Below are 25,880 nucleotides of genomic sequence, written 5' to 3'. Positions count from 1 at the left end.
ATCCGGGATTTCAGAATTCATTCCGAAGTCCCGGATTTATTTTTTAATTTCCGTATTAGTGAGACAAAGTGCACATTAAAGGAGAAAAAAGGCTGTAGAAGTGATTTTGATTCTTATTTAAATTATGAAAATTAAGGAATGAAAAATCAACTGATTTAACTTCAGTTGATTTTTTTATTTATTTTCCGAAAAATCAGAAAATTAATAATTGGTTATTCCTCGATAATTAGGAAAAGTAAGTCAGTATTGGGGGTTTCCGTTTTGGAATGAATCTTGCATTCAATATAAGAAAGGAGGCAGGGAATCGGTAAAGCCAAGTGGACAATTTAATCGTATGTAAGAGGCCTTTGTTTAGGTGGAAATATTTTGAACAATATTGAATGTATCGCTTTGATATCTGTATTTTAAATCTGCTTACATTGAAAGGGAGGAATTTCATTGGATGTCGGTTTTATCACAAGAAAAATGGCGAATGATTTAAATAATATAAATCCTGGAAAAATTGCAATAAAAGAAGAAGTGGGAAGGTCAATGACGTATATGGATCTCCACCATACATCAAATGCATATGCAAATAAGCTTTACGAATTAGGAGTTCGAAAAGGGGATCGTGTCGGTATTTTACTTTACAACTGCCTCGAATATTTTAGTCTATATTTTGCCATTGCGAAAATCGGCGCAATTGCCGTTCGACTAAATTTTAGGCTATCGAGTGCCGAGCTTCAGTATGCATTAAATGATTCACAGACAAAAATATTGTGCTTCCATTCGAACTTAGCCAATCAGTTGGAATCAGTTTGTAATCAAGTTTCTGTTGAGCGTTATTTTTGTCTTGCTCATAGAAATGGCTCAATCCCAGGTTGGTCCGAGTCATGGAGTGTTTTAGAAAGTGGTTCGGTAGATGAGGTCAAAGTCGATAACATTAAATTAAACGATCCGGTCATGCTTATGTACACATCAGGCACAACGGGAAGACCTAAAGGGGCGATTTGGACTCATGATACAACTTTCTGGTTTTCCACGATACAAGCGCTGAAATGGAAATTTACAGGGAGAGAAATGGCGATGACGACAGGACCACTATACCATGTTGGAGCGATGGAAGATATCGCACTTCCTATTCTTATGATGGGTGGAAGCGTAATAATAACAAAAAGCCAAGAATTCGAGATTGGAAGAATTCTCTCCGTTATTGAACAGGAAAATGTGACCGATGCTTTTTTATTCCCTTTCATGATTTATGAAATGCTAAATTTGCCTGAAATTGAAGAGTATCAGCTAAAATCTTTAAAAACTATTTATACAGGTGGTGACCCGCTAATGCCATGGGCATTAGAACGATTAAAAAAGAGGTTTCCTCAAATTGGAGTTGTTCAAGTTTACGGGTTAACTGAAGGACAACCAATTGCGGCTTCTCTTGAACCACAGGATGCTTTTACAAAAGGCCATACCGTTGGAAAACCGATGCCACTTACAGAAATTAATATTATCGATGAGGATGGAGCGCCCTTACCTGTCGGTGAAATTGGTGAAATCGCTATTAAAAGTCCAGCGGTTTCTGAGGGGTATTGGAGGAAACCGGATGCCACGATGGAAACATTTGTTAATGGGTGGTGTAAAACAGGTGACATGGGAAAATTTGATCATGATGGGTATCTATCAATTGCAGGCAGAAAAAAAGATATGATTCGAAGCGGTGGTGAAAACATTTACTCAGCAGAAATTGAAGATGTCTTATACCGCCATGAGGAAGTGAAGGAAGTTTCTATAATTGGTATCCCTGATCCGAAATACATTGAGGCTGTATGTGCTGTTATTGTTAAAAAGGAAGGAGCTAAAATTACGGAAGAAGATGTTGTTAATTACTGTAAGGAACATCTTGCCAGCTACAAAAAACCTAGAAAGGTCACATTTGTTGATGAAATTCCGCGTACCCCATCCGGTAAGGTTCAAAAGTTTATTCTTCGAAAACGGTTTAGTAGCATGGAATAAATAAGGAATTTCCCAAAGTTAAAAGGTACAGTTTTTTTATACATTATTTCAATTTGTTTTAAAAATGCACATAACCAAAAAGGTTCTATCAAGTTATCTGGGTTTATACCTGGTGCAAATTTTCAACAAGGCAAGAATAACTGTAATCCACATATACACTTAAGGTTGAGGAGGAAAGCCGATGAAGAATAAAAGTCAAGTTGTTTCATGGTCAAAACAGAGTAATATTGCAACGATTATTATTGATAATCCACCTGTTAATGTATTAAGTGCAAATGTTATAGAACAATTGAATCTTGTGCTGGATGAAATTGAAAGCGATTACAATATTAAGGTCATTATCCTAACAGGTGAAGGCGAAAGAGCTTTTGTTGCTGGGGGGGATATTAAAGAATTTCCAGCATGGATGGGAAAAGGAGTCGAAGTAGGAAAGGGGAAATCACTTTGGCTTCAGGAACCACTTAATAAAATTGAACGTCTATCACGACCAACCATTGCTGCAATCAACGGATTAGCATTGGGTGGAGGATGTGAACTTGCGTTAAGTTGTGATATTCGAATTGCGGAGGAACAAACCAGGATTGGGCTCCCTGAAATTAAATTGGGTTTGTTTCCAGGGGCAGGTGGGACTCAAAGACTTCCTAGACTGGTAGGTAAAGCAAAGGCCAAAGAAATGATCTTTACTGGTGAGCCACTGAATGCAGAGGAAGCCAAACAAATAGGGCTTGTTAATCATGTCGTGCCAAAGGGGGAATCCATAAGAAAAGCAATGGAGATCGCAAAATGTATGTGCAATTATTCTTTACAATCTTTAACTTTTGCAAAGCATTCTATTGATTATGGTTATGAACAAACACTTGAAGATGGACTTGTGATTGAAGCTGGAAATTTTGGCCATGTTTTTCAGACGAAGGACGTTAAGGAAGGCGTTGAGGCCTTTATTAATAAGAGGGAGCCAAACTTCGTTGATCAGTAATCCCTCATGACAAAACCAGAGTTAAGTCAAATATATATAGAAGCTTCTACAGTAACTTATTTTTTTAGTTCATATCCTAAATCAAAAAGTTATTAAAAAAAACAATGGATCTATTCGGGAAATTAATTAGAGTTCTTTACTAAATGTTCACTAGAAAAGTGAACTATGATGCCCAAGAAGTTTTGTGGCAATGCATTCAAACCAGCAAAAATGATAATATATTATATTTTGAGAAAAAGGGGGAAATCAATATGGATGTAATGATTATTATTATTTCACTAGGATTACTTATGTTTCTAGCATATCGAGGGTTTTCTGTTATACTTTTTGCACCATTGTGCGCTTTGTTTGCTGTATTTTTAACGGATCCTGGATATGTTTTACCTTTCTTCTCTAATATATTTATGGTTAAGTTGGTTGAATTCGTTAAATTATATTTCCCGGTCTTTCTACTTGGTGCTATTTTTGGGAAATTGGTTGAAATAAGCGGAGTTGCAAAGAGCATAGCTAAAATTATTGTCCGTTTTATCGGGGCTAAACAAGCCATTCTAGCCATTGTGATAATGGGCGCAATCCTGACTTATAGCGGAGTAAGTTTGTTTGTTGCAGTGTTTGCCATCTACCCCTTTGCTGCTCAGCTGTTTCGTGAAGCTAATATTCCAAAGCGTTTAATTCCTGCGACAATTGCGGTTAGTGCTTTTACCTTTTCCATGGATTCACTTCCAGGGTCTCCGCAAATTCAGAATGTCATTCCATCAGGATTCTTTAAAACTGACATCTATGCTGCACCTACATTAGGAATCATTGGGGCAATATTTATCATTTTCTTGAGCCTTTTATACTTAAATCATTGTCGACATAAGGCAGCTAGAAATGGTGAAGGGTATTTTGGAATTGGGGATAAAGCTATTGATAAGGAAGCTGCTGAAGCAGGAATGGCAGCTAGTTCTGCTATATCGGTGGAAACGTCCAATAAGTTGGGAAGCGATTCTGGAAAGGCTATAAGTAGAAAAGATTGGCTTGCTTTTATTCCATTGGTGTTAGTTGGAGTGATGAATAAGTTTTTTACTGAGTCTTTTCCTCTTTGGTATGCCAAAGGATTTGATTTTGCTACAATTGGGTTAAAAGATTATGGAAATGTTGATATGTCTAAAGTTATTGGTGTTTGGTCTGTAGAGATGGCTCTTATTCTCGGAATAATAGCAACCGTCTTATTAAACTTAAAAGCTGTCAAATTAAATTTCAATTCGAGTATTAATATAGGGATTAGTGGGGCATTGCTTGCAACCATGAATACGGCAACCGAATATGGTTTTGGGGGTGTGATTGCTGCTTTACCAGGCTTTACTGTGATTCAAGATTATCTTACTGGGATGTTTTCGAATCCTTTAATTAATGGGGCGATCATGACAAATGTTTTGTGCGGTATTACTGGTTCAGGATCTGGCGGGATGAGCATTACGCTGAGCCTAATGGCGGATACGTATATACAATCAGCTGCTCATTTTGACATTCCGTTGGAAGTTTTACATCGTGTCATTGCTATGTCAGCTGGTGGATTTGATACTTTGCCACATAACGGAGCTATCATTACTCTTCTAGCTGTTACTGGACTTACGCATCGCCAGGCATATAAAGACATCTTTGTTATTACCATTATAAAGACACTTGCTGTATTCTTTGTAATTGGTATATTCAGCTTGTTTGCCATCGTTTAAATATCTGCCGGTGAGCATTGGAAAATACATTTTGATTTCTAGCTTTAAACGCTAATTACTTCGAATAGTACGTCTTCGAAAACATTTTTTATAGGTTATAGGTATTGATTTTAAAAACTATCACTAAATTATATAGTCTATAGTATTTAATATCTGAATTTTCCTCCCACTAATTTAAGCCCAAATAAAAGGAGAATGGAATAATGTTCAATAAATATTTCCATCAATATGAAATTGGAGAAACATGGGTGTCGAAAGGACGTACTATAACTGAAGCGGATCTAGTAATGTTTTCAGCATTTAGCGGTGACTGGTTTCCCCTCCATACTGATAAGGAGTATGCAGCAAATACACAATTTAAGCAAAGGATAGCCCACGGAATGCTTATAATTTCGGCTGCAACCGGCTTATTTCAATTTGAACGAGGAATCGTCGTTGCATTTTATGGGAGGGAGAAAGTTCGATTTACAAACCCTACCTTTATTGGGGACACAATAAAGGTAGAATTAAAGGTGATTGACCTTTTTGAAAAGAGCTATCAAGGTGTCGTAACAGTCCTCCTGGAAATAAAAAAACAAAACGGAGAAACTGTAGCCATCGCCAATATGAAAATAATGGTCAATTCTGATGCCAATGTGAAAATATAGTGGCCACTTGATTTAGTAGGCGGCAAATTTAAATATTTGAGCAGATAATACGTAATTATTACTATAAGAGGAAATTCGAAGGAAAAGGTACTACCCAAAACTTTAGCACAGAAATCTAAACGGGTGGTAGGCGGAAGAAACGAAATAAAAAGCTGCGTTCTTTACTTCATTTCTCAGAAGAAGGCAAGCGTGCACACTGGCTTGCCTTCTTTCATGAACTCAGGCCTCTTTAGTTTTTTAAGACATCTTTGTCTTGCCTTTATAGGGTGTGGTTTCGATTTTGGCAAAAAAAATTTCAAGTTCATAATATAGCAAGATTTTATATGAAATCCCTAACAATGTTTGTCATAATAAGAAAGTAGGAAGGGGGAAGATCATGCTTCGATTATACGGGGCTTTAATAGGCCTTAGTTTGATATGGGGTTTATCATTTGTTTTTATGAAGTGGATGCTCCCGCCAGCGGGCATTTGGGGCATTGTATTTCTCCGCTGTTTTGCGGGTGCTGTTGTTCTGCTTCCCATTTTATGGTGGAAACGCAGGGTAATCAACTGGAAATTGCCATGGAAAGCACTGATCGTTGTCGGAATCTTCAATTGCGGATTAGCATGGGGATTAATACCTTTAAGTGAAACAGAGATTAACAGCAGCACGGCATCGATTCTTAATGCAACCACTCCCATTTGGACGGGGATCATTGGATTTATCATTTTTTCTTACGTTCTATCCGCCCGACAATGGATGGGCATTCTAATTGGTTTTTTCGGAATTCTAGTATTGATGGATTTTCAAATCGGTCAGCTTTTCGGAAGGGAATTCATCGGGATTGGGACAATGCTACTAGCGTCCATCTGCTATGGTTTTGCCGGTCATTTTACGAAAAGATTTCTTTCCAGTACAAGCATATTGGTCATTACAACGTTTACGCTGCTCACGGGAGCTGTTATCGGTTTGATCGGGATGCTAATAACAGAGCCGATTAAGCCAGTGATGTTGATGGAACCGCTGACGATTTTCGCCATAGTCGGTCTTGGGTGCTTTGGCTCTGGGCTTGGCCAACTAATCTATTTCTACATCAATAAAAATGGCAGCCCGGAGTTAGCCGCATCGGTTACATACCTTATTCCTGCTACCGCTATGGTTTGGGGCTATGCCCTGCTTGGAGAAACGATTAATCCAAATGTAATTATAGGCCTGATGATTATTTTCGCAGGTGTTTATCTTTCTTCTAAGAAGTCAAAAGAAAAGGATGGCACAAACTCTTCATCCGGAAAACAAGCGGAATGGCATCACGTAAAATAAGAAACCAAAACGAAATTACCCTCAAGTAAAGATTTTGTTTTGCTGGGGGCTTTCGTATTGAAACACATTAACGGTTTTACTTAATTCTAACAATTTTGCCAAAGAAGATTGATGGTCATTGCCATTCATAATACAGAAGGGCATTTGCTTTAGATATTCTTACGTAGAGTATTTAGCATTGATTTCTCCAATGTATTATAGAAAGGAAAATTGACAGTGTTTTTTTTGCCTGAAATTATTTCGGTTTTGAGATATTTTAATTTGAGGTAATGTTGTTGACAGTGAATGGCATCCATGATAAATTATCCTTAAGTAAAGATAATTTAATTCGAGATAATGAAAAATATGTAAAACCTATACAAGCGCCTTTATGAATAGCCTACCTCTTCTTGAAGGAAAATTATAGGGGATTAATGAAAAGCTGAACATCCACAACTTGAATCGTTTAATGGGAGGAATAATTTATGAATGGATTAAAAGGTATACACCACGTAACGGCCATAACAAGTAGTGCAGAAAAGAATTATGAGTTTTTCACAAATATATTAGGCATGCGTTTAGTCAAGAAAACAGTTAACCAAGATGATATCCAAACCTATCACCTGTTTTTTGCAGACGATGTCGGCGGTCCAGGTACTGACATGACATTCTTCGATTTTCCTGGTATTCCTAAAGGAGTTCATGGGACAAATGAGATTTCAAAAACATCCTTCCGAGTACCGAATGATGTGGCATTGGAGTATTGGGCTAAGCGCTTCGTCCGTTTAGAAGTCAGGAATACAGGCATCCAAGAACAATTTGGTAAAAAGATCATTTCATTTGTGGATTTTGATGATCAGCAATATCAATTGATCTCAGATGAAAATAATGAAGGAGTTGAAGCTGGGATTCCATGGCAAAAAGGACCGATTCCTCTAGAATACGCTATTACAGGATTAGGACCAATTTTCATTCGGATCGCTAACTTCGATTACTTTAAAGAAATGATGGAAAAAGTGCTATTATTCAAGGAAAAAGGCAAGGAAGGATCCTTTCACTTATTTGAAGTAGGGGAGGGTGGGAATGGTGCCCAAGTGATTGTCGAGCATAATTCGACCCTTCCTCAGGCACGGCAGGGTTTTGGGACTGTTCACCATACAGCCTTCCGTGTTGAAGACCGTTCAGTTCTGGAAGAATGGATCAAACGAATGGAAAGCTTCCAATTTAATACGTCTGGTTATGTTGATCGTCACTTTTTTGAGTCGCTTTACGTGCGAGTGGCGCCGCAAATTTTATTCGAGTTTGCCACGGATGGTCCTGGATTTATGGGGGATGAGCAATATGAAACGCTTGGGGAAAAGTTATCTTTACCACCGTTCTTAGAACCGAAAAGGGATCAAATCGAAAAGCTGGTCCGTCCCATTGATACAGTAAGAAGCACCAAGGAATTCATTAAAGAATAATTGACAATCTTTAGAATGATATATTGGTTTATGCCCATACTAAAACAGGTAGAAATAGAAATAGAATAATATTTGAAATAGAAAAAATGCTTTGGAGGAATGACTCATGACAAAAGATTTTTATACAGCCATTAAAGAGAGACGTTCATATTATGGAATCAATAAAGAAGTTCGAGTATCGGATGAGAAAATTAAAGAAATTGTTGAATTTGCGGTAAAACACACGCCATCGGCTTTTAATTCCCAATCTTCCCGCCTGGTTGTTTTGACAGGCTCGGCACATGATAAATTATGGGATATTACGACGCAAGCTCTAAGGAAAGCGGTTGGTGAGGGAGATTTCTCGGGCACTCAACAAAAAATGGATTCGTTTAAAGCGGGATATGGTTCAGTATTATTCTTTGAAGATGAATCTGTAGTAAAATCACTTCAAGAACAATTTGCAACCTATGCCGATAACTTCCCAATCTGGTCACAACAAACATCAGGCATGCATCAATTAGTTGTTTGGACTGCACTTGAATCGGAAGGATTGGGAGCTACTTTACAGCATTATAATCCTCTAATTGATGAAGAAGTGAAAAAAGAATGGGATGTTCCAAGTAATTGGAAATTGATTGCGCAAATGCCATTTGGAAATCCGGCAGCTCAACCGGGTGATAAAGAATTCAAACCACTTGAGGATCGTATAAAATTTTATAAATGAGTGAGATGCTAAATAAGTCTGCAAAGCCAACCTGAAGTGAACCCAAAAAGTAAGACACCTGATTTACTTAGTCAGTCAGCCTTGAGGGCATGAACCCGGTAGTCCACCGGGCTCATGCTTTTTAATTTTACCTTGGTAACAGCAAAGAGAGAGGGCGTAAAGAAACGAAGAAAAAAGCACCAGCTAAAGGCTCCAATAAGCACTTCTTGCCGAATTAGAATACTTACGTGCAGAGAATGCCTATAAAAAAGTTGAATGCTTTAGTTCAAGAAATCCGAATTACTCTATCTTCAAGAATTTGAAAGCATGGAGCATGTCAAAACCAGAAGAATATAATCATTACTGCAACCATCAACGAATCGAAGCATCTGCGTAGGGTGAAGATAGCTGCTTTTTTGCAAAAAAGGGGGGCGAGCAATCATTCCTCCAACGGCAGTGGTGTGATTTTTTCCATCTTCCTTATAATAAATCCACTCCAGGCAAACATGAAGGATGCAAGGTAAAAGCTGCTGCCAATCGTTAAAAAGTCAACGATATATCCGGTTGCAATAACCGGAGCTGCAGCACCGATGGAAGTCCAGACATGGTAGAGTCCAATTTCCTCACCCGCTGTTTCCTTCGTAACATATCTGCAGGTACCGTTTTTTCTGTGTTTTTTTGTAGCCCCAAGGACCCCCATAATGATTTGCAGGAGTATGATAGCCGTTGTCGGATTTATAGGGTGCGGCTTTTCGGAAAGTGTCTATATGATGGTGCTTATGTTAACGATTACATCTTTCGGGTTATACGGGTTCAGTGGATGTTTCTTTACCTATGACATTTTTCTTCACTGAGTCCACTGCACCAGTGGGTATAGCCATAGTCAATTCATTTGCGGCTTTAGGCGGTTTTATAGGACCGATGATTCTCGGAACTGTTGCATTTACTCAAGGTGTTAATTTTATCAGGATTACTTGTATTAGGAGTCATCACCCTATTATCATTAAAATGGATAAGTGCTTCAGATGAAAACATCGTAAAAGAAGGTGAAGTCAATACTAATCAATGATAACGGTTCTAAATGTATTGAAGATTAAAAGTGACTAAAAAAGAAACATCATTGGGAACCACGAAGTTTCCATGATGTTTCTTTTTATATTTTCATATAGGAAGTACATATATATGGGATGAAATTACCAGTTGATCAGGTCGAAATTTAAATCTAAATCGCTGGTTCTGCCCAATAAGACTTGTTTGTAGTTTTCGGCGGGATTAGAATGAAGATGGGATATAAGTGCTTTCGAAAAGACCAAGGATTCCTTTTCTTTTCAAGAGCTGACTTCATATTAATTCATTACAGGAATAACAGCAGAAATGAGGTGATGATGTGGATATTCATTTGGTGGCAAAAGATGAGATTGAGGCTCAAGGAATCCGTTGGATAGTGGAGTCCCACCTAACGGGAGTCAGACTGATCTTATGGAAAACGATTGAAGAATTTGAAAAGGGGATGCGCAATCAGCAACCGGAATTCGTTATCTTGGATATGGATGTTTGGACGGATGAAAGTGAGGCGATGGGTGTTTCATTAAAGCGGAGAGGAATTCGATGGTTAGGCATTTCATCTGAGCGAATCTTTCAAACAGCTTACCGAGCCTTACGTTTTCGTGCTGAAGATGTTTTATTCCGTCCTTTTTCTTCGGCGGATTTGGTAAAACATATCCAGCAATTGCGTTTTCAATTGAGAAATGTTCCAGGTTTTCTTTCGACAAACACCATGAATGATGAGAATGCTCTGGATATTGGATATCCTGATTTCTTCTTGACGGACCGGAGGCATGAAAGTCGAATAACCATGGTCGCTTTTTTGACACCTGATAATAAGACCCTTCCTTTAGTTTATGATGAACTGCAACGATATTCTTTTACTGGGAAGAATCAAATCTTCGCTTTATCGGATTTTATTTTATGTGTTCAGGAAATAAAGGAAACGGAGGTATATAAGGAAGAGTACCAAGCGTTCCTTGCTCACTGGAAAGAAAGAATGGATGAGCCGCTTGCCATCATAATAAAGGCGGCAACTTCAGAAGAGTCTTTAAAAAGGATGTATCAGCAAACTCGTGAATTTACGAGACAAATCTTTTTCGATGGATATGATATCATTTTAGCTGAAAGTCAACAGACTTCGCCTCAAGAGATGGATCCGTTCCTCACTCCTCTAGAACAAAGGCTTTGGATAGAAATGCTCGAAAGGCGGGATGCGAAAGCCATCAGGAACTGGATTGAACGTGAATTCCTTACTTATGAACGACCATACCCCGACCCGGAAATCGTTCGTATACGCCTTACGAGCGTACTCGCGCAGATTCGTAGGCATATGAAATCCTACAACTTGCAAACTGCCTCTTTAGAAGCAATATACTATGAAGTATTTCAGCAAATTGTACATAAGCCTGTCATTCATCAAATAGTAAAAGAGCTACATGCATTCACCACCCATATGCTTCTGCAGGATCATGGACAATTACAGGAAGGGGCACGCACACTCACCGAAAAAGCAAGAGAGCTGATCGAGTCCAACTATTGGGACGCCCAGTGGAATCTAGCGAGTTGTGCAGATACTCTGCGTATCAATAAAAGCACACTCAGCCGTCGTTTTGCAGCTGAATACGGCGAGTCTTTTCGAAATACGCTGCATCAAGTCAGGATTAGGGAAGCTAAACGTTTATTAAAGGAAACGGATTTATCATTGGAGGAAATCTCACAATTAGCCGGCTATTCCCATCAAACTTATTTCAATGCCAAATTCAAACTGCTTGAAGCTTGTACACCATCAGCCTATCGGTCTGGATTATAAAAAAGGACGATTCAATTATTGAATCGTCCTTTTTTATTTATATCATAACAATATAATTAGTGAAATTATTCATAAAATAATAAAGTTAACTACAAAATATTGAAATAAATTATAAAAATATCATAAAATTATAAATAATTATTCTGAATTTTTCATATAGAATGAAAATATAACAAAAACGAGGGGGAAATGAAAATGAACACGATTACAAACAAGGTTATACGCTATAGAGGGACCGATTTGAATACGAAAGGCTGGCAACAAGAGGCCGTGCTTAGAATGCTGATGAATAATTTGGATCCAGAAGTCGCTGAACGTCCTGAAGATTTGGTTGTATACGGAGGGATTGGCAAAGCTGCCCGTAACTGGGAATGCTTTGATGCAATCGTCAAATCATTAAAAGAGCTGGAAGAAGATGAAACGTTACTGGTCCAATCAGGGAAACCAGTGGCAGTTTTTAAAACGCATGCGGATGCTCCTCGTGTCCTGATTGCCAATTCAAATATCGTCCCGGCTTATGCGAACTGGGAAACTTTCCATGAACTTGATAAAAAGGGATTGATGATGTATGGACAAATGACAGCTGGCAGCTGGATTTATATTGGTTCTCAAGGAATTGTACAGGGGACATATGAGACATTTGCCGAGCTTGCAAAACAACATTTCAATAACTCGTTAAAAGGAACCATTACTCTTACGGCAGGTTTAGGCGGAATGGGAGGGGCACAACCACTAGCAGTTACGATGAACGGTGGTGTCTGTATCGGGATCGATGTTGATGAGACAAGAATTGACAGGAGGATCGAGACCCGTTATACCGATGTGAAAACGGATTCTTTGGATGAAGCCATTCGTTTAGCCAAAGAAGCAAAACTTGCAGGAAAAGCATTATCGATTGGTTTGATTGGGAATGCTTCCGATCTTCTTCCAGACATGATCGCCAGGAACTTTATTCCGGATGTCTTGACGGATCAGACTTCCGCCCATGATCCATTAAATGGTTATACTCCTTCAAGTATGTCAATGATGGAGGCTGCAGAATTACGGAATGCCAATCCGGAAGATTATATTAAACTCTCTAAGGCTTCGATGGCCAAACATGTAAGAGCGATGCTTGAAATGATGGAAAAAGGAGCCGTGACATTTGATTATGGCAATAATATCCGTCAAGTTGCGAAAGATGAAGGCGTAGAGAATGCTTTTGATTTTCCTGGCTTCGTTCCAGCGTATATCCGTCCACAATTTTGTGAAGGGAAAGGTCCATTCCGCTGGGTCGCTTTATCTGGTGATCCGGAAGACATTTATAAAACAGACCAAGCCATTTTACGCGAATTCGCTGAAAATGAACATTTATGTAACTGGATTAGAATGGCTCAAGAAAAAATTCAGTTCCAAGGTCTGCCTTCCCGCATTTGCTGGCTTGGTTATGGGGAACGTGCCCGTTTTGGTAAAATTCTTAATGATATGGTGGCAAGCGGTGAATTGAAGGCCCCGATAGTGATTGGGCGTGACCATTTGGATTCAGGGTCTGTCGCTTCTCCGAATCGTGAAACGGAAGCCATGAAGGATGGTTCGGATGTAGTGGCTGACTGGCCGATCTTAAATGCAATGGTGAATGCAGTGGGCGGCGCAACCTGGGTATCCGTACATCATGGCGGTGGCGTAGGAATGGGATATTCCATGCATGCAGGCGTGGTAATTGTGGCAGACGGCACGGCAGAAGCAGCAGCCAGGATTGAGAGAGTGCTGACAACGGACCCTGGGATGGGCGTAGTGCGCCATGTTGATGCAGGATATGAACTGGCAGAGGAAACAGCCCGTGAAAGAGGTATTAATATCCCGATGCTTGATAAAGGAATTGATCAGCCATGACAAAACCAATTTGGATAAAACATGCCACTCAACTTGCTACGCTTTCCTCTGAAAGGAAGGGTCCCCGTTCCAAAGAGGGAATGTCGGAGCTTGGTTTGATAGAGGATGGAAGCATATGGATGGAATCTGGACTGATCCAAGCTGTCGGTACAACCAAGGAATTGGAAAAACTCTATGCTGACAGAATGCATGAAGCTGAAGTTTTCGATGCTTCTGGCCATTTGGTGACACCTGGGCTTATTGATCCCCATACGCATGTTGTATATGGCGGGAGTCGTGAGCGGGAGTTTGAAATGCGTCTAGAAGGTGCAACATATATGGACATCATGAACGGAGGTGGAGGCATTCATGCCACTACCCGTATGACAAGGGAAGCAAGTGAAGAAGAGTTGATGGAACAAACCATACGACGTCTTGATTCGTTTCTCGCTCATGGAGTGACTACAGTAGAGGGTAAAAGCGGCTATGGAATGAATTTGGAAACCGAACTGAAACAGTTGCGGGTGATGAAGAAGTTAAAGGAAGAGCATCCGATTGATTTGGTTCCTACCTTTATGGGAGCCCATGCGGTTCCAAAGGATTATAAAGGCCGTGAGGATGAATTTGTCGATCATTTGATTAATGATATGCTTCCAATCGTCTCTAAAGAAAAGCTTGCCGAATTCAATGATGTATTTTGTGAAAAGGGAGTTTTTACTCCTGAACAATCAGAGCGGATTTTAAAGGCGGGGAATAAGTACGGCTTGATCCCTAAAATTCATGCCGATGAAATTGAGCCATACGGGGGAGCCGAGCTAGCTGCCAAAATAGGGGCTATTTCAGCTGAACATTTATTAAAGGCTTCCGAAGAGGGAATTCAAGCCATGGCTAAGTCAGGAACCATCGCCTGTTTACTTCCAGCCACAGCTTTGTATTTAAGAGAAGATGCTGCCCCAGGACGCCGAATGGTTGATGAAGGTGTAGCTGTTGCCATTTCGACCGATTGCAATCCCGGATCCTCACCGACGACTTCTATGCCACTTGTCATGAATCTGGCATGCATCTCGATGCGGCTTACTCCTGCTGAAGCGCTTACTGCGGCGACATACAATGCTGCCTGTGCAATCAACAGACAAGAAAAGGTAGGTTCGCTTGAAGTAGGAAAACAAGCGGATGTCGTTTTATGGAATGTTGAAAACTATCAGGAATTGCAATATTTATTTGGGGTCAATCATGTTAAGACGGTTTGGAAAAACGGTGTTCAAGTTGTGAATGATAGAGTGAAGACCCATTCCAAAAGCCTGACTGGTCTTTAAAAATCACTAAAAAAGACAAGGCCTTGATGCTCAATCCATGCCTACCCATTCCATCCGCTGAAAAATTCAGGGGATGGAATGGGCTTTTAGAAGTATTTATCAAATGTAATGGTGCTGACTCGTAGGATGGTGGTTTATCATCCTACCCATTGCCAGCGTTAAATACTTTACTGCTTTACAGTGAAATTAAATGAAAGTGTTTTAAGGAAATCGTGGAATATTCCATGTGGAGGGAATTTTATGTGGATAATCACTATCCATTCGATAAACAGCATAAAAATGTTTGAGTTTACCACAGAAAAGGAAGCTAGGGAAAAATTCGAGGAAATAGAAGGCTGTAAAATCCTTAGTGAAGTCATTTATTTCAATGATTTACGGTTAGTTGAATCATAATATTAAGCGGGGAAACTATATTTTCATAATTAAATAGAAATAAAATCGTAGAATGATTTGAAATAAATCATTAATAGGTTACTATTTCATAAGATTCTTTGCTGAATTTTCTTCATAGTATTAAGCTTAACCATAAAATGAAAACTACCAGTAAGTGCCGAATTTTCAACATGCATGCAGGTGTACATTCCTAGTTTCGCAAAGCCAGTAAAATATCATTATTTAGTGGAACTGAAATCTGTTTATTTCATTTCGGGGTCACTGCCCAAGTATGGCAGTAATGTTTTTTTGATACATAAATCTGATAAATCAAAAATGGAGGGGATTCTTTGAACGAACAAAAATTCACTATAGACGATGCCCCATTTAAAAAGTTTCATTTTCGAATTGCTGGACTTACATTCGGTTCAAGCTTCTGTGATGGCTATTCCCTTGGAATCATTGCGATGGCATTGACAGTATTCGGGCCTCAAATGAATATGAATGCAATGTGGACAGGGCTGATTGGCAGTTCTGCATTAATCGGTCTGTTTGCCGGATCTTTAATACTTGGAAGACTTTCTGATCGTGTAGGCAGACAAAAAATCTTTCTCGTAAACTTTTTACTTATCACGGTAGCTACTATTTTTCAGTTTTTTGTCAGCAGTCCAGAAGAGCTTTTTATTTTGCGGTTGCTAATTGGTTTTGGGCTTGGAGGAGATTACGCTGTAGGTACGACTTTACTCGCCGAGTTTTCACCCAAAAAGTATCGCTCCTCGCTCCTCGCATCAATAAACGTTGTATGGACGCTTGGATATGTTGCATCAAACTTTGTTGGTCATTACCTGGAACAGGTTGGTTCAGACTCATGGCGTTGGATGCTTGTTAGTGCTGCGATTCCGGCTGTTGTGGTCTTAATCTTGAGAATAGGAACGCCTGAATCGCCAAGATGGCTTGTCAGCATGGGACGTGTTGAAGAAGCTCGCCAGATCGTAAAAAAACACCTTGGATCAAACGTTGAAATGGGAGAGACGGCGACTGTCACAGAAAATCAAAAGAATTTAGGATTTCGTGGACTTTTCAGTAAAAAGCTTCGTAAGCGCTTGGCTTTTGGTGGAATATTCAAATTAACTCTTGTTATTCCTTACTTTGCAATTTACACTTTCCTGCCGTCCATACTAAATACAATGGGGTTTGAACAAAACTTTTTTGCCGATACAATGTTAAATCTATTCTTGCTTGTTGGGGCAATTTTTGGTCTTTGGTTGCTTGCAAAATTTTCTCGTAGAGGATTTACCATAGGGGCTTTCACGATCCTTACCGTTTCCCTGTTTTCACTAAGCTTCTTACACGATGGTTCTCAATTCTTAATGTTGATTGCCTTCTTGATCTTTACTTTTTTTATGTCAGCAGCATCGAACCTTACATTAGTATATCCAGCAGAGCTTTTTCCAACTGAGATTCGTGGATCTGGAATAGGCATGGTTACGGCTATTAGTCGAATTGGTTCTGCGATTGGAACATTTCTGCTACCTGTGTCTTTAAGTTCATTTGGATTAAGTACCTCAATGGCAGGTATGGCAGCGATTCTGCTGATCGGCTTGATCGTTTCGATCGCTTGGGCACCTGAGACTAAATCGCTTTCACTCAATGATGCCAGTAATCCTTTACTTGAAGCGGAGCACTCTTCAATGGAATCCGATATTCCCTTTACAAAAAAAGAAAAAATAACATAAGATTAATTGCCCAGCAAATAAATGAGAAGGACCAAGATTTTTTCTCCTTCTTGAAGAGTCATATGAGAGGGGATGTGTAAGGATGAAAACAGCCGATTGTTTACACCCTATGGATATTAAAGAGGTTGCACTAGGGGATGGTCCCATTTCAATCCAAAAGGTAATTGCGGTTGCAAGATATGGTGCAAAAGTTACTTTCACCGAGGCATATTGTGAAAGGGTGGATAAATCCCGAAGCTTAATTGAAAAGTTTTTAGATGATAATAGATTGATTTACGGTGTAACGACAGGTTTTGGCAGTAATATGTCAGAGGTGATTTCTCCACAAGACGCAGAAACCCTTCAACGGAATATTGTTCGTTCACATGCTGTTTCAGTAGGGGAAACACTTGAAAAAGAAGTCGTAAGAGCCATTCAATTGATGACCCTCGTGAATTTAGGCCAGGGTTATTCAGGGGTCCGTTTACAAGTTTTAAAGCTTATCGCTTCACTGTTAAATCACGATATACTTCCCTATGTTCCAGGTGAGGGGTCAGTGGGGTACCTGTCTCCTGAAGCACATATGTCCTTATTGGTGATCGGAGAGGGGCGGGCTTGGTATAAAGGTAAGCTTCTTCCGGGAAAGGATGCGTTAGCGCAATCTGGATTGAAGCCAGTTACGCTTGGATGTAAGGAAGGACTGGCACTTATAAGCGGAACCGCTTCCGTCACTGCGATGGCTGTCCTGGCTTTATACAATAGCATGCAAGTAGCAAAAACCGCTGACATTACGGGGGCTATGTCATTAGAAGTGCTAAAAGGTACAATAAAAGCATTTGATCCCCGTCCCCATTCATTGAAAAAACATGAGGAACAGGCTAAGACAGCCAGAAATGTAACAAGGATTCTTGAGGGCAGCCAAATCATTGATACTTACGAGGAACATAGATTACAAGATGCACTTAGCTTGCGATGCATTCCACAAGTCCATGGAGCCATAAAAAGAGTATTGAAAGACGCTGCTTTTTCGATCGAGAATGAAATGAACTCTGTAAGTGACAATCCTCTGATTTTTCCGGAAGAGGAAGATGGAATTGCACTGATGGCTGGGAATTTTGATGGGTCATTTGTTGGGATATACGCGGATACGATATCCATAGCGTTAGCAAACTTAGCAAAAATAACAGAACGCAGAATAGATAGGCTTGTAAACCACCACCTTAGTGAATTACCTAGTTTCTTAGTGGTTAATCCAGGTTTAAATAGTGGCTACATGATTCCACAATATACAGCTGCCGGGCTATTAAATGAAATCAGGGTGCTCTCGCATCCAGCCACAATAGATAATATCCCTACATGCGCAAATCAGGAAGACGTGATAAGTTTTGCTTATTTTGCGTCGAAGAAAGCCTATCGGATTTCGAAGAAACTTGAATATATTTTAGCCATTGAACTGATGACGGCAACGTAAGCAATGGATTTTCATCAACCCTTGAAGCCGTCGCCGGTTACGGAGGGGGTATATCATTTAGTTCGGAGTGAAGTACCGAAGGTAGAAGAAGATCGCTTTTTCCATCCTGACATTGAAGCGATTTATAGGCAAGTTCATGAAGGTGAAATAGTGAAGCTCGTTGAAATGTCGATCGGGGAAATAGAGTTCTAAAACCATATGGAAGCTGTTTTCCTTTAATAAATAAGGTAAAATGGCTTCCTTTTTTTAAAATGAAGGATCATATTTAAAGGAGGAGGGATGTAAGATGCACTATGATGTAATTGTAATTGGAGCTGGATCTATGGGAATGTCCTCAGGTTACTATCTGGCAAAAAACGGACAAAAAGTATTATTATTGGATTCCTTTGCTCCTCCTCATAATAAGGGCAGCCATCACGGGGAAACAAGAATTATTAGACATGCTTATGGTGAAGGCAAGGAGTATATTTCTTTGGCACTTAAATCACAAAAGCTATGGGGTGAATTGGAAAGAAATTCGGGAAAACAATTATTTCTTCCAACAGGGGTCCTGAATGCTGGAAGCGAAAAGTCCACTTTCATTAAACAAGTGAAAGCGGGCTCAAAGGAATATGGTCTACCTATGAAAATCATGGATTCACATGAAATTCATGATAGATGGCCTGGAATAAAACTGCCAGAAGACTATATGGGGTGCTATGAATCTACTTCGGGCGTGTTGAAAAGTGAAGAGTGCTTAAGAGCGTATCACCAGCTTGCGAAATCGCATGGTGCAGACATCATTGTAGACAGTGAAGTAAGGAAGATAGTTGTTCATGGCAATGGAGTCACGATTAAAACGGATGAGCAGACATTCCACTCTGAATCTTTAGTGGTTGCAGTTGGGGCATGGTCCCCGAAAATATTGGCGATGTTAGATTTGAATCTGCCGCTAGAACCCATTAGAAAAACATTTGCCTGGTTCCATGCAAATGAAGAATTATATAATCATAATGATTTTCCGGCTTTTACTTTTGATACTTCAGTTGGTACATACTATGGCTTTCCTAGTATAAATGGTTCTGGAATGAAGGTAGGGAGACACGATGGGGGAAATCGTATAAATCCTGATGGCTGTATCGAAGGTTTTGGTGAATTGGATGAAGACGAGGGAGATTTGTTGAAATTTTTGCGGGAATATATGCCTGCTGATCAAAAAATGAAATATGGGAAAACTTGCATTTACACCATGACTCCTGATGAGCATTTTATAGTGGATAAACATCCGTATTATCCACACATTGCAATAGCAGCAGGTTTCTCTGGACACGGTTTTAAATTCAGCAGTGTCATGGGAGAAATTTTGAGTGACTTGATTATCTCCGGTACGAGCAAGGAAGATATTTCATTGTTTTCTATTAATCGATTTAAAAATTGCCTGTCATAATAAACTCCAAATCTTATTGCTGTAATCATGGCCGTTGCTTCCTTTCAAAGGAAGCAACGGCTTTATTTATTATTACTTATATTCAACTATAATGTTAGGTTATCTAACAAAGTATTGTCGAAATAATTAAAATATGCTAGAATGAGAATATTTCGAAATGTGAAACTCTAATACCGAATTTCGGAACTTGAGCATTAAGTGAATGAAAGAGTACCTACATATTTATATGGATTATTTACTGAAATTTCCGTTAGTAAAGGAGAGGGTAGTATGAACAAGGTTGATTTGAATTGTGATTTAGGAGAAAGTTTTGGAGCTTACCGTATTGGTAATGATCAAGAGATTTTGGATTATGTAACATCTGTCAATGTAGCTTGTGGATTCCACGCTGGTGATCCGACAGTCATGAGAAAAACGGTTCAGCTTGCTTTAGGGAAAGATGTCAAAATCGGAGCCCATCCAGGTTTGCAGGATTTAATAGGATTTGGAAGACGCAATATGAATATTTCACCACAGGAAGCTTATGATATTGTCATCTATCAAATTGGTGCATTAAATGGCTTTCTGCAGTCCGAAGGCGGAAGTATGCAGCATGTGAAACCGCATGGGGCATTGTACAATATGGCTGCAAAGAACAGAGAATTATCCATGGCCATTGCCGAAGCGGTATATAAAGTGAATCCCGAGCTTATCTTATTTGGTTTGTCGGGCAGTGAATTAATACGTGCCGGACAGGCTATCGGATTGCAAACCGGGAGTGAAGTATTTGCCGATCGTACCTACCAACATGATGGTTCATTGACTTCCCGATTGGAGAAGGACGCATTGATCGAAAACGATGATGATGCCGTTGCCCAAGTCATTCGCATGGTGAAGGAAGGGAAGGTACTTTCTCAACAAGGAGCAGATGTGGCTTTAAAAGCAGATACCATTTGTATTCACGGGGACGGGGCACATGCTTTATCCTTTGCACGGCATGTAAAAGAATCTTTAAAATTATCTGAAATAACAGTCAAGTCCTTTACTTGAAAAAATTAAAACAATCAGGAGGTAGATTCCATTGGAGCAAATCAAAAATACAACAGCACAGAAAAAGAATCCGAATAAGCCAAAAACTAATCGCACTTTATTGTTAGGTGCGGCATTCCTAATGGCAACATCGGCAATAGGACCTGGTTTTTTAATGCAAACAACCGTTTATACCCAAAGTCTTGCGGCAAGTTTTGGATTCGTTATTCTTATTTCGGTCATTCTTGATATATTTGCCCAAACCAATGTATGGCGCATTATTGCTGTATCCGAAAAAAGGGGTCAAGAAATTGCAAACATGGTCCTTCCAGGGTTGGGCTATGTACTGGCAGCACTGATCGTTATGGGCGGACTCGCATTTAATATTGGAAATATAGCAGGAGCTGGATTAGGCCTAAATGCGATGACGGGAATATCCCCAACAGCCGGGGCGGCAATAAGCGCAGTCATCGCCGTACTGATTTTTGTCGTGAAAGAAGCAGGAAAAGCGATGGACCGTTTTACGCAAATTGCAGGATTTTTCATGATTTGTTTGATGATTTACGTTGCTTGGACAACCTCTCCTCCAGTCGGGGAAGCGGTAGTGAAAACCTTTGCACCAGATAAAATCGATATTATTGCAATCGTTACATTAGTGGGTGGATCTGTAGGCGGATATATTACATTTGCAGGGGGACACCGTCTCTTGGATGCAGGCGTGAAAGGTGTTGGGGCATTACCAGAGGTCACAAAGAGTTCGATAGTGGGAATATTGATCACTACGGTCATGCGTGTTGCGTTATTTCTAGCAGTATTGGGTGTTGTATCGAAAGGTTTACAAATTGACCCGGATAACCCTGCAGCATCCGTTTTTCAACTCGCAGCTGGGAATGTAGGATATAAAATCTTCGGAATCGTCATGTGGGCCGCCGCAATCACATCAGTAGTTGGTGCGGCATATACTTCCGTTTCATTTATCAGGACATTCAGCGAAAAAATAAATAATAAGGCTAATTGGATAATTGTTGGCTTTATTGTTTTATCGACCATTTGCTTTCTATTAATTGGTCAACCGGTTAAAGTACTGCTTGTAGTTGGGGCCATTAATGGACTCATTTTACCAATTGCGCTTGGAACATTGCTAATTGCCGCATATAAGAAAAACATCGTGGGTGAATATAAGCATCCTTTATGGTTAACGATTTCCGGTGTATTCGTGGTAGTCATCATGGCATTAATGGGCGTATATACATTAATGAAACAACTGCCCGCACTTTTTTAATGATTAATGAATGTATATTCAATAAATACAGGTGCCAGTTTGTCACTGACTGCCAGTTCTTAATAGGAGATGAATACTAATGATCGATCTTTCTCAAGCTACCCCAGCTGAATTGCGTTCAATGATTCGAAACAACGAATTGATAAAACCGACTGCTGGCATGGCTAACGGTTATGCACAAGCGAACTTAGCCATCTTAAAAAAAGAGCATGCTTTTGATTTTTTATTATTCTGTCAGCGAAACCCTAAATCCTGTCCATTGCTGGACATTACAGAAATAGGTTCACCCATTCCCGTATTTGCAGCAAATTCTGGGGATATACGCACCGATATTCCAAAATATAGGGTATATAAATATGGAGAATTAGTGGATGAAGTATCGGATATCTCAAACTACTGGGAAGACGATATGGTTGGATTTTTAATCGGGTGCAGCTTTACATTCGAACACGCCCTTTTGAATAATGGCATATCGATTCGTCATATTGAAGAGGAATGCAATGTGCCTATGTATAAAACCAATATTCCATGTATTGAAGCAGGGATTTTTCATGGGAAAATGGTAGCTAGCATGAGGCCGATTCCACAAAAGGATGTGGTGAGGGCAACTCAGGTGACATCGCGGTTTCCTGCAGTTCATGGGGCTCCAATCCATATTGGTGACCCTGAAGCAATCGGTGTTTCCAGCATTCGGCATCCGGATTTTGGTGATCCAGTAACGATTCGTGATGGGGAAGTCCCGGTATTTTGGGCATGTGGTGTAACGCCGCAATCTATTGCTATGGAGACCAAACCGGAGATCATGATCACACATGCACCTGGACATATGTTCATAACGGACATTCGTGATGAAAAATTAGGAGTTTTATAACTTACAGAAAGAGATGAGTCCCTATGCCGGAAAAGCTATTGAATCTAACTGCATGTACACTTTCTCCATTGGGCGATTCCGCAATCGTGATTACATTCGGGAATAGAGTGGAATACAGCATACACAAAAAAATAAAATTGTTAATGGATTTACTTGAAGATGAACCGTTTGCAGGATTTATAGAATGTGTACCTGCTTTTACTAATTTGACGGTTTTTTATGATCCACTTGTTGTTTATAAAGATCAAAAACAAAGCAATGATACGGAAACGATATCTCCTTATGAAGTGATCCGTTCCATCTTGGAAATGAAATTAAAGGATTTAAAAGAAGATAAGGAACTCTCACATCGAACAGTTTCCATTCCCGTGTGCTATGGGAAGGAATATGGACCGGATCTGGAATATGTTGCCCGTTATAATGATTTGACAACTGATGAAGTCATTCATATTCATTCAACCGGGGATTATTTGGCCTATATGATTGGGTTCGCACCAGGTTTCCCGTTTCTTGGCGGACTGTCAGAAGAAATCGCGACACCTAGGCGTTCCTCTCCGCGAATGACCATCCCGGCAGGGGCAGTAGGAATCGCCGGTATGCAAACAGGTGTATATCCTATATCAACACCTGGTGGATGGCAATTAATCGGACAGACGCCAACCAAACTATTTTTACCAAATGTAAATCCTCCAAGTCTATTACAAGCAGGGGATATTGTGAAGTTCCATCCGATTTCGGATCAAGAATATAAAGAAATGATCCTTAAGGAGGGGGTTCAGTGAGCCTGCGCGTAATCAAACCGGGATTATTAACAAGTATACAGGATCTTGGAAGAAAAGGATTTCAGCAACATGGGGTGATTGTAAGCGGGGCAATGGATGGACATTCTTTACGAATTGCCAATATGTTGGTTGGCAATGAAGAAGGAGAAGCGGCCTTGGAAATTACATTAATGGGGCCGACCATTAAATTCGAGAAAGATTGCCTGATTTCGATTACGGGTGGAAACTTATCACCTACAATCGAGAATCACGTTGTACCGATGTGGAGGCCCATTCTTGTGAAAAATGGATCGATTCTTCGATTTGAAGGGTGTAAATCAGGTTGCAGGGCTTACGTAACAGTGGCGGGTGGCTTTGATATTCCTGAAATTATGGAGAGTAAAAGCACATATCTAAGGGCTGGGATTGGCGGCTTTATGGGGAGAGCCTTAAAGGCTGACGATGTCTTGGCGTTTAATGAACCTTCGAAAATTCAAGGTGACCGCACGTTTGAAGGTTCATTTTCCTTCCCAAAGTGGTTTGTCAATGAGAAGGAGTTCGTGCAAGGAGGAAAACCTCTCATCCGTTTCATCGATGGAAGCCAATACGAATATTTCACAGATTCAAGTAAAGATAGTTTTGTAGCGGGGGCATTTAAGGTTTCCAATCAATCCGACCGCATGGGATATAGATTAACAGGCCCCACACTGGAGTTAAAGGATAATGAGGAGTTATTGTCTGAAGCGGTCACAAATGGGTCCGTTCAGGTTCCTCCTGATGGAAATCCGATCATTCTCCTTGCAGATAGCCAAACAACGGGGGGATATCCTAAGATAGCTCAAGTGATTACGGCAGATTTACCAAGTATCGCTCAGGTTAAACCCGGTGAATCCATTCAATTCTCACGGGTGAACCTAAAGGAGGCTGAACGGCTTTTCCTTCAAAAAGAACGACAATTGAAGGAATTGCAGGTTTCGATTTTTTTAGCCCTGAAAAAATGGCTGGATCTATAATTCCTTCGGAAAGGTACGCAAACGATGAGAAAGTACTCTTAAAGAGTGTTTTCTCATTTTTGTTCCCGCTTGTATATATATTTTACTCAAGGAATAACATCCTTTCTTCCATGTTTTATAATAGAATGATAGGTAAGGAAAACATGTATCATGAAAGGAGACAATGTATGCAGGCACATAACAAAACGGTCGTGAAATCCATGCAAATCTTAACCCTTTTCTTAAATCATCCGAAACTGAGCTTTAACGAAATGATGGAACTTTCCAATTTGCCGAAAACGTCGTTACACCGTATGGTGGGATCATTGGAAGAAATGGGATTTTTAACAAAGGACGACAATGGCCATTATTCACTTGGACTGATATTCTTGCAGTTTGGTCAACTGGTGGGGGAGCGTTTGGATATCAGGTCAATTGCCTATCCCATCATGAAGGACCTTCGGGATGATGTTGAAGAAGCAGTGAATTTAATTGTGAGGGATAAGGATGAAGCGATGTACATTGAAAAGGTGGACACCCTGCATCCTGTTCGTCTTTATACATCTATTGGAAGGCGTTCGCCATTATATGCAGGCGATTCTCGAATCATCCTAGCATATTTGCCAGAAGAAGAGCGTGAAAATTATTTGGGAAGGATTCAATTAAAACCAATCGCCATTGGAACAATAACGGAAAAAACTATACTCCGTCATGCTTTGGATGAAGCGAGAATGAATGGTTACACGATAACTTCATCAGAACTTGAGGATTATACAAAAGCGGTGAGTGCACCGATACTCAATGGTAAAGGTCATATAGTAGCTGGTATTAGTGTGGCTGGGATTGAAGCAAGATTTCAGGAAGATCGCTTGCCAGAATTGATAGACAAAGTAACGAAAGCCGCCAAGGCCATTTCCATGAAACTTGGTTCTCTAACACATTAATGAAAATAGCGAAATCATGTCATTTCTATATATATTTTCCTGAAATCAGATAACTTACATAAGATAGCCGATTCCTGTATATTGGAAATTAAGCCGCCGTTTATGGTGGTTTTTTGGCATTCTTGATCTCGGAGTAAATACTTAGCCAAATAGCAAAGGTGAACCATTCGGGGTTCACCTTTGCTATTACAGTTTGTAGACAAAAGGGGTTCTGAATTTAAAAATTCCGAACCCCTTTTGAAATTCCCTTTGAA

The 25,880-nt window shown here is 39.9% G+C and carries 22 protein-coding genes; 21 read left to right on the top strand and 1 reads right to left on the bottom strand.

From position 1 onward, the window contains the following. Window positions 1-438 precede the first annotated feature (438 nt). From IOC57_RS21735 to IOC57_RS21705, 7 genes are all read left to right on the top strand, one after another. Window positions 439-1,992 (top strand): acyl-CoA synthetase, encoded by a 1,554-nt coding sequence (locus IOC57_RS21735; RefSeq protein ID WP_207440649.1) that lies wholly within the window; start codon window positions 439-441, stop codon window positions 1,990-1,992. Window positions 1,993-2,173: 181 nt separating this feature from the next. Further along, on the top strand, window positions 2,174-2,968 hold the full coding sequence (locus tag IOC57_RS21730) for an enoyl-CoA hydratase/isomerase family protein (RefSeq protein WP_207440648.1): 795 nt from the start codon (window positions 2,174-2,176) through the stop codon (window positions 2,966-2,968). Between the two features lie 251 nt (window positions 2,969-3,219). After that, window positions 3,220-4,686: a GntP family permease gene (locus IOC57_RS21725; protein WP_207440647.1), complete on the top strand. Its 1,467-nt coding sequence runs from the start codon at window positions 3,220-3,222 to the stop codon at window positions 4,684-4,686. Window positions 4,687-4,889: 203 nt separating this feature from the next. Further along, on the top strand, window positions 4,890-5,333 hold the full coding sequence (locus IOC57_RS21720) for a MaoC/PaaZ C-terminal domain-containing protein (protein ID WP_207440646.1): 444 nt from the start codon (window positions 4,890-4,892) through the stop codon (window positions 5,331-5,333). A 376-nt stretch (window positions 5,334-5,709) separates the two neighbouring features. After that, the gene (locus IOC57_RS21715) at window positions 5,710-6,633 is read left to right on the top strand and encodes a DMT family transporter (protein ID WP_207440645.1); all 924 of its coding nucleotides are present in this window, start codon (window positions 5,710-5,712) and stop codon (window positions 6,631-6,633) included. Between the two features lie 464 nt (window positions 6,634-7,097). After that, window positions 7,098-8,075 (top strand): ring-cleaving dioxygenase, encoded by a 978-nt coding sequence (locus tag IOC57_RS21710; RefSeq protein WP_207440644.1) that lies wholly within the window; start codon window positions 7,098-7,100, stop codon window positions 8,073-8,075. Between the two features lie 106 nt (window positions 8,076-8,181). After that, a complete protein-coding gene (locus IOC57_RS21705; RefSeq protein ID WP_207440643.1) occupies window positions 8,182-8,781 on the top strand; it encodes a nitroreductase family protein in 600 nt (199 codons plus the stop codon). Window positions 8,782-9,199: 418 nt separating this feature from the next. Here the strand turns inward: IOC57_RS21705 and IOC57_RS21700 are convergent, their stop codons facing one another. Further along, complete coding sequence (locus tag IOC57_RS21700) at window positions 9,200-9,460, bottom strand: hypothetical protein (RefSeq protein WP_207440642.1); 261 nt, start codon at window positions 9,458-9,460, stop codon at window positions 9,200-9,202. Between the two features lie 687 nt (window positions 9,461-10,147). Here IOC57_RS21700 and IOC57_RS21695 point away from each other — a divergent pair. From IOC57_RS21695 to IOC57_RS21630, 14 genes are all read left to right on the top strand, one after another. Continuing rightward, entirely contained in the window at window positions 10,148-11,617 is a 1,470-nt protein-coding gene (locus IOC57_RS21695) for a helix-turn-helix transcriptional regulator (RefSeq protein ID WP_207440641.1), read from the top strand. Between the two features lie 195 nt (window positions 11,618-11,812). After that, window positions 11,813-13,489: a urocanate hydratase gene (gene hutU / locus IOC57_RS21690; RefSeq protein ID WP_207440640.1), complete on the top strand. Its 1,677-nt coding sequence runs from the start codon at window positions 11,813-11,815 to the stop codon at window positions 13,487-13,489. After that, the gene (hutI, locus tag IOC57_RS21685; protein ID WP_207440639.1) at window positions 13,486-14,784 is read left to right on the top strand and encodes an imidazolonepropionase; all 1,299 of its coding nucleotides are present in this window, start codon (window positions 13,486-13,488) and stop codon (window positions 14,782-14,784) included. Before hutU ends, hutI begins: the two co-directional genes overlap by 4 nt. Window positions 14,785-15,024: 240 nt before the next feature. Beyond that, window positions 15,025-15,177 carry a hypothetical protein gene (locus IOC57_RS21680; RefSeq protein ID WP_207440638.1) on the top strand — a complete coding sequence of 51 codons (153 nt, stop codon included), beginning with the start codon at window positions 15,025-15,027 and terminating at the stop codon, window positions 15,175-15,177. Between the two features lie 329 nt (window positions 15,178-15,506). Further along, window positions 15,507-16,892, top strand: coding sequence for an MFS transporter (locus IOC57_RS21675; RefSeq protein WP_207440637.1), 1,386 nt, complete (start codon window positions 15,507-15,509; stop codon window positions 16,890-16,892). A gap of 82 nt (window positions 16,893-16,974) precedes the next feature. After that, window positions 16,975-18,342 (top strand): HAL/PAL/TAL family ammonia-lyase, encoded by a 1,368-nt coding sequence (locus IOC57_RS21670; protein ID WP_207440636.1) that lies wholly within the window; start codon window positions 16,975-16,977, stop codon window positions 18,340-18,342. A 3-nt stretch (window positions 18,343-18,345) separates the two neighbouring features. Further along, window positions 18,346-18,534 carry a hypothetical protein gene (locus IOC57_RS21665; RefSeq protein ID WP_207440635.1) on the top strand — a complete coding sequence of 63 codons (189 nt, stop codon included), beginning with the start codon at window positions 18,346-18,348 and terminating at the stop codon, window positions 18,532-18,534. Between the two features lie 94 nt (window positions 18,535-18,628). Then, entirely contained in the window at window positions 18,629-19,768 is a 1,140-nt protein-coding gene (solA, locus tag IOC57_RS21660; protein ID WP_207440634.1) for an N-methyl-L-tryptophan oxidase, read from the top strand. Between the two features lie 270 nt (window positions 19,769-20,038). Then, window positions 20,039-20,797, top strand: coding sequence for a 5-oxoprolinase subunit PxpA (pxpA, locus tag IOC57_RS21655; RefSeq protein ID WP_207440633.1), 759 nt, complete (start codon window positions 20,039-20,041; stop codon window positions 20,795-20,797). A 121-nt stretch (window positions 20,798-20,918) separates the two neighbouring features. Then, window positions 20,919-22,058 (top strand): NRAMP family divalent metal transporter, encoded by a 1,140-nt coding sequence (locus tag IOC57_RS21650; RefSeq protein ID WP_207440657.1) that lies wholly within the window; start codon window positions 20,919-20,921, stop codon window positions 22,056-22,058. Between the two features lie 79 nt (window positions 22,059-22,137). Then, window positions 22,138-22,929, top strand: coding sequence for a putative hydro-lyase (locus IOC57_RS21645; RefSeq protein ID WP_207440632.1), 792 nt, complete (start codon window positions 22,138-22,140; stop codon window positions 22,927-22,929). Between the two features lie 23 nt (window positions 22,930-22,952). Continuing rightward, window positions 22,953-23,711 carry a 5-oxoprolinase subunit PxpB gene (gene pxpB, locus IOC57_RS21640; protein WP_207440631.1) on the top strand — a complete coding sequence of 253 codons (759 nt, stop codon included), beginning with the start codon at window positions 22,953-22,955 and terminating at the stop codon, window positions 23,709-23,711. Next, window positions 23,708-24,703 carry a 5-oxoprolinase subunit C family protein gene (locus tag IOC57_RS21635; RefSeq protein WP_309487746.1) on the top strand — a complete coding sequence of 332 codons (996 nt, stop codon included), beginning with the start codon at window positions 23,708-23,710 and terminating at the stop codon, window positions 24,701-24,703. The genes pxpB and IOC57_RS21635 overlap by 4 nt, the downstream gene beginning before the upstream one ends. Window positions 24,704-24,870: 167 nt before the next feature. Beyond that, the gene (locus tag IOC57_RS21630) at window positions 24,871-25,626 is read left to right on the top strand and encodes an IclR family transcriptional regulator (protein ID WP_207440630.1); all 756 of its coding nucleotides are present in this window, start codon (window positions 24,871-24,873) and stop codon (window positions 25,624-25,626) included. Window positions 25,627-25,880 lie beyond the last annotated feature (254 nt).

Origin of the sequence: Bacillus sp. SD075 (assembly GCF_017355165.1) — a bacterium.
Classification (GTDB): domain Bacteria; phylum Bacillota; class Bacilli; order Bacillales; family DSM-1321; genus Peribacillus.
The sequence above is the reverse complement of the archived record's forward strand: the minus strand, read 5'-3'. Positions and strand labels throughout refer to the sequence as shown.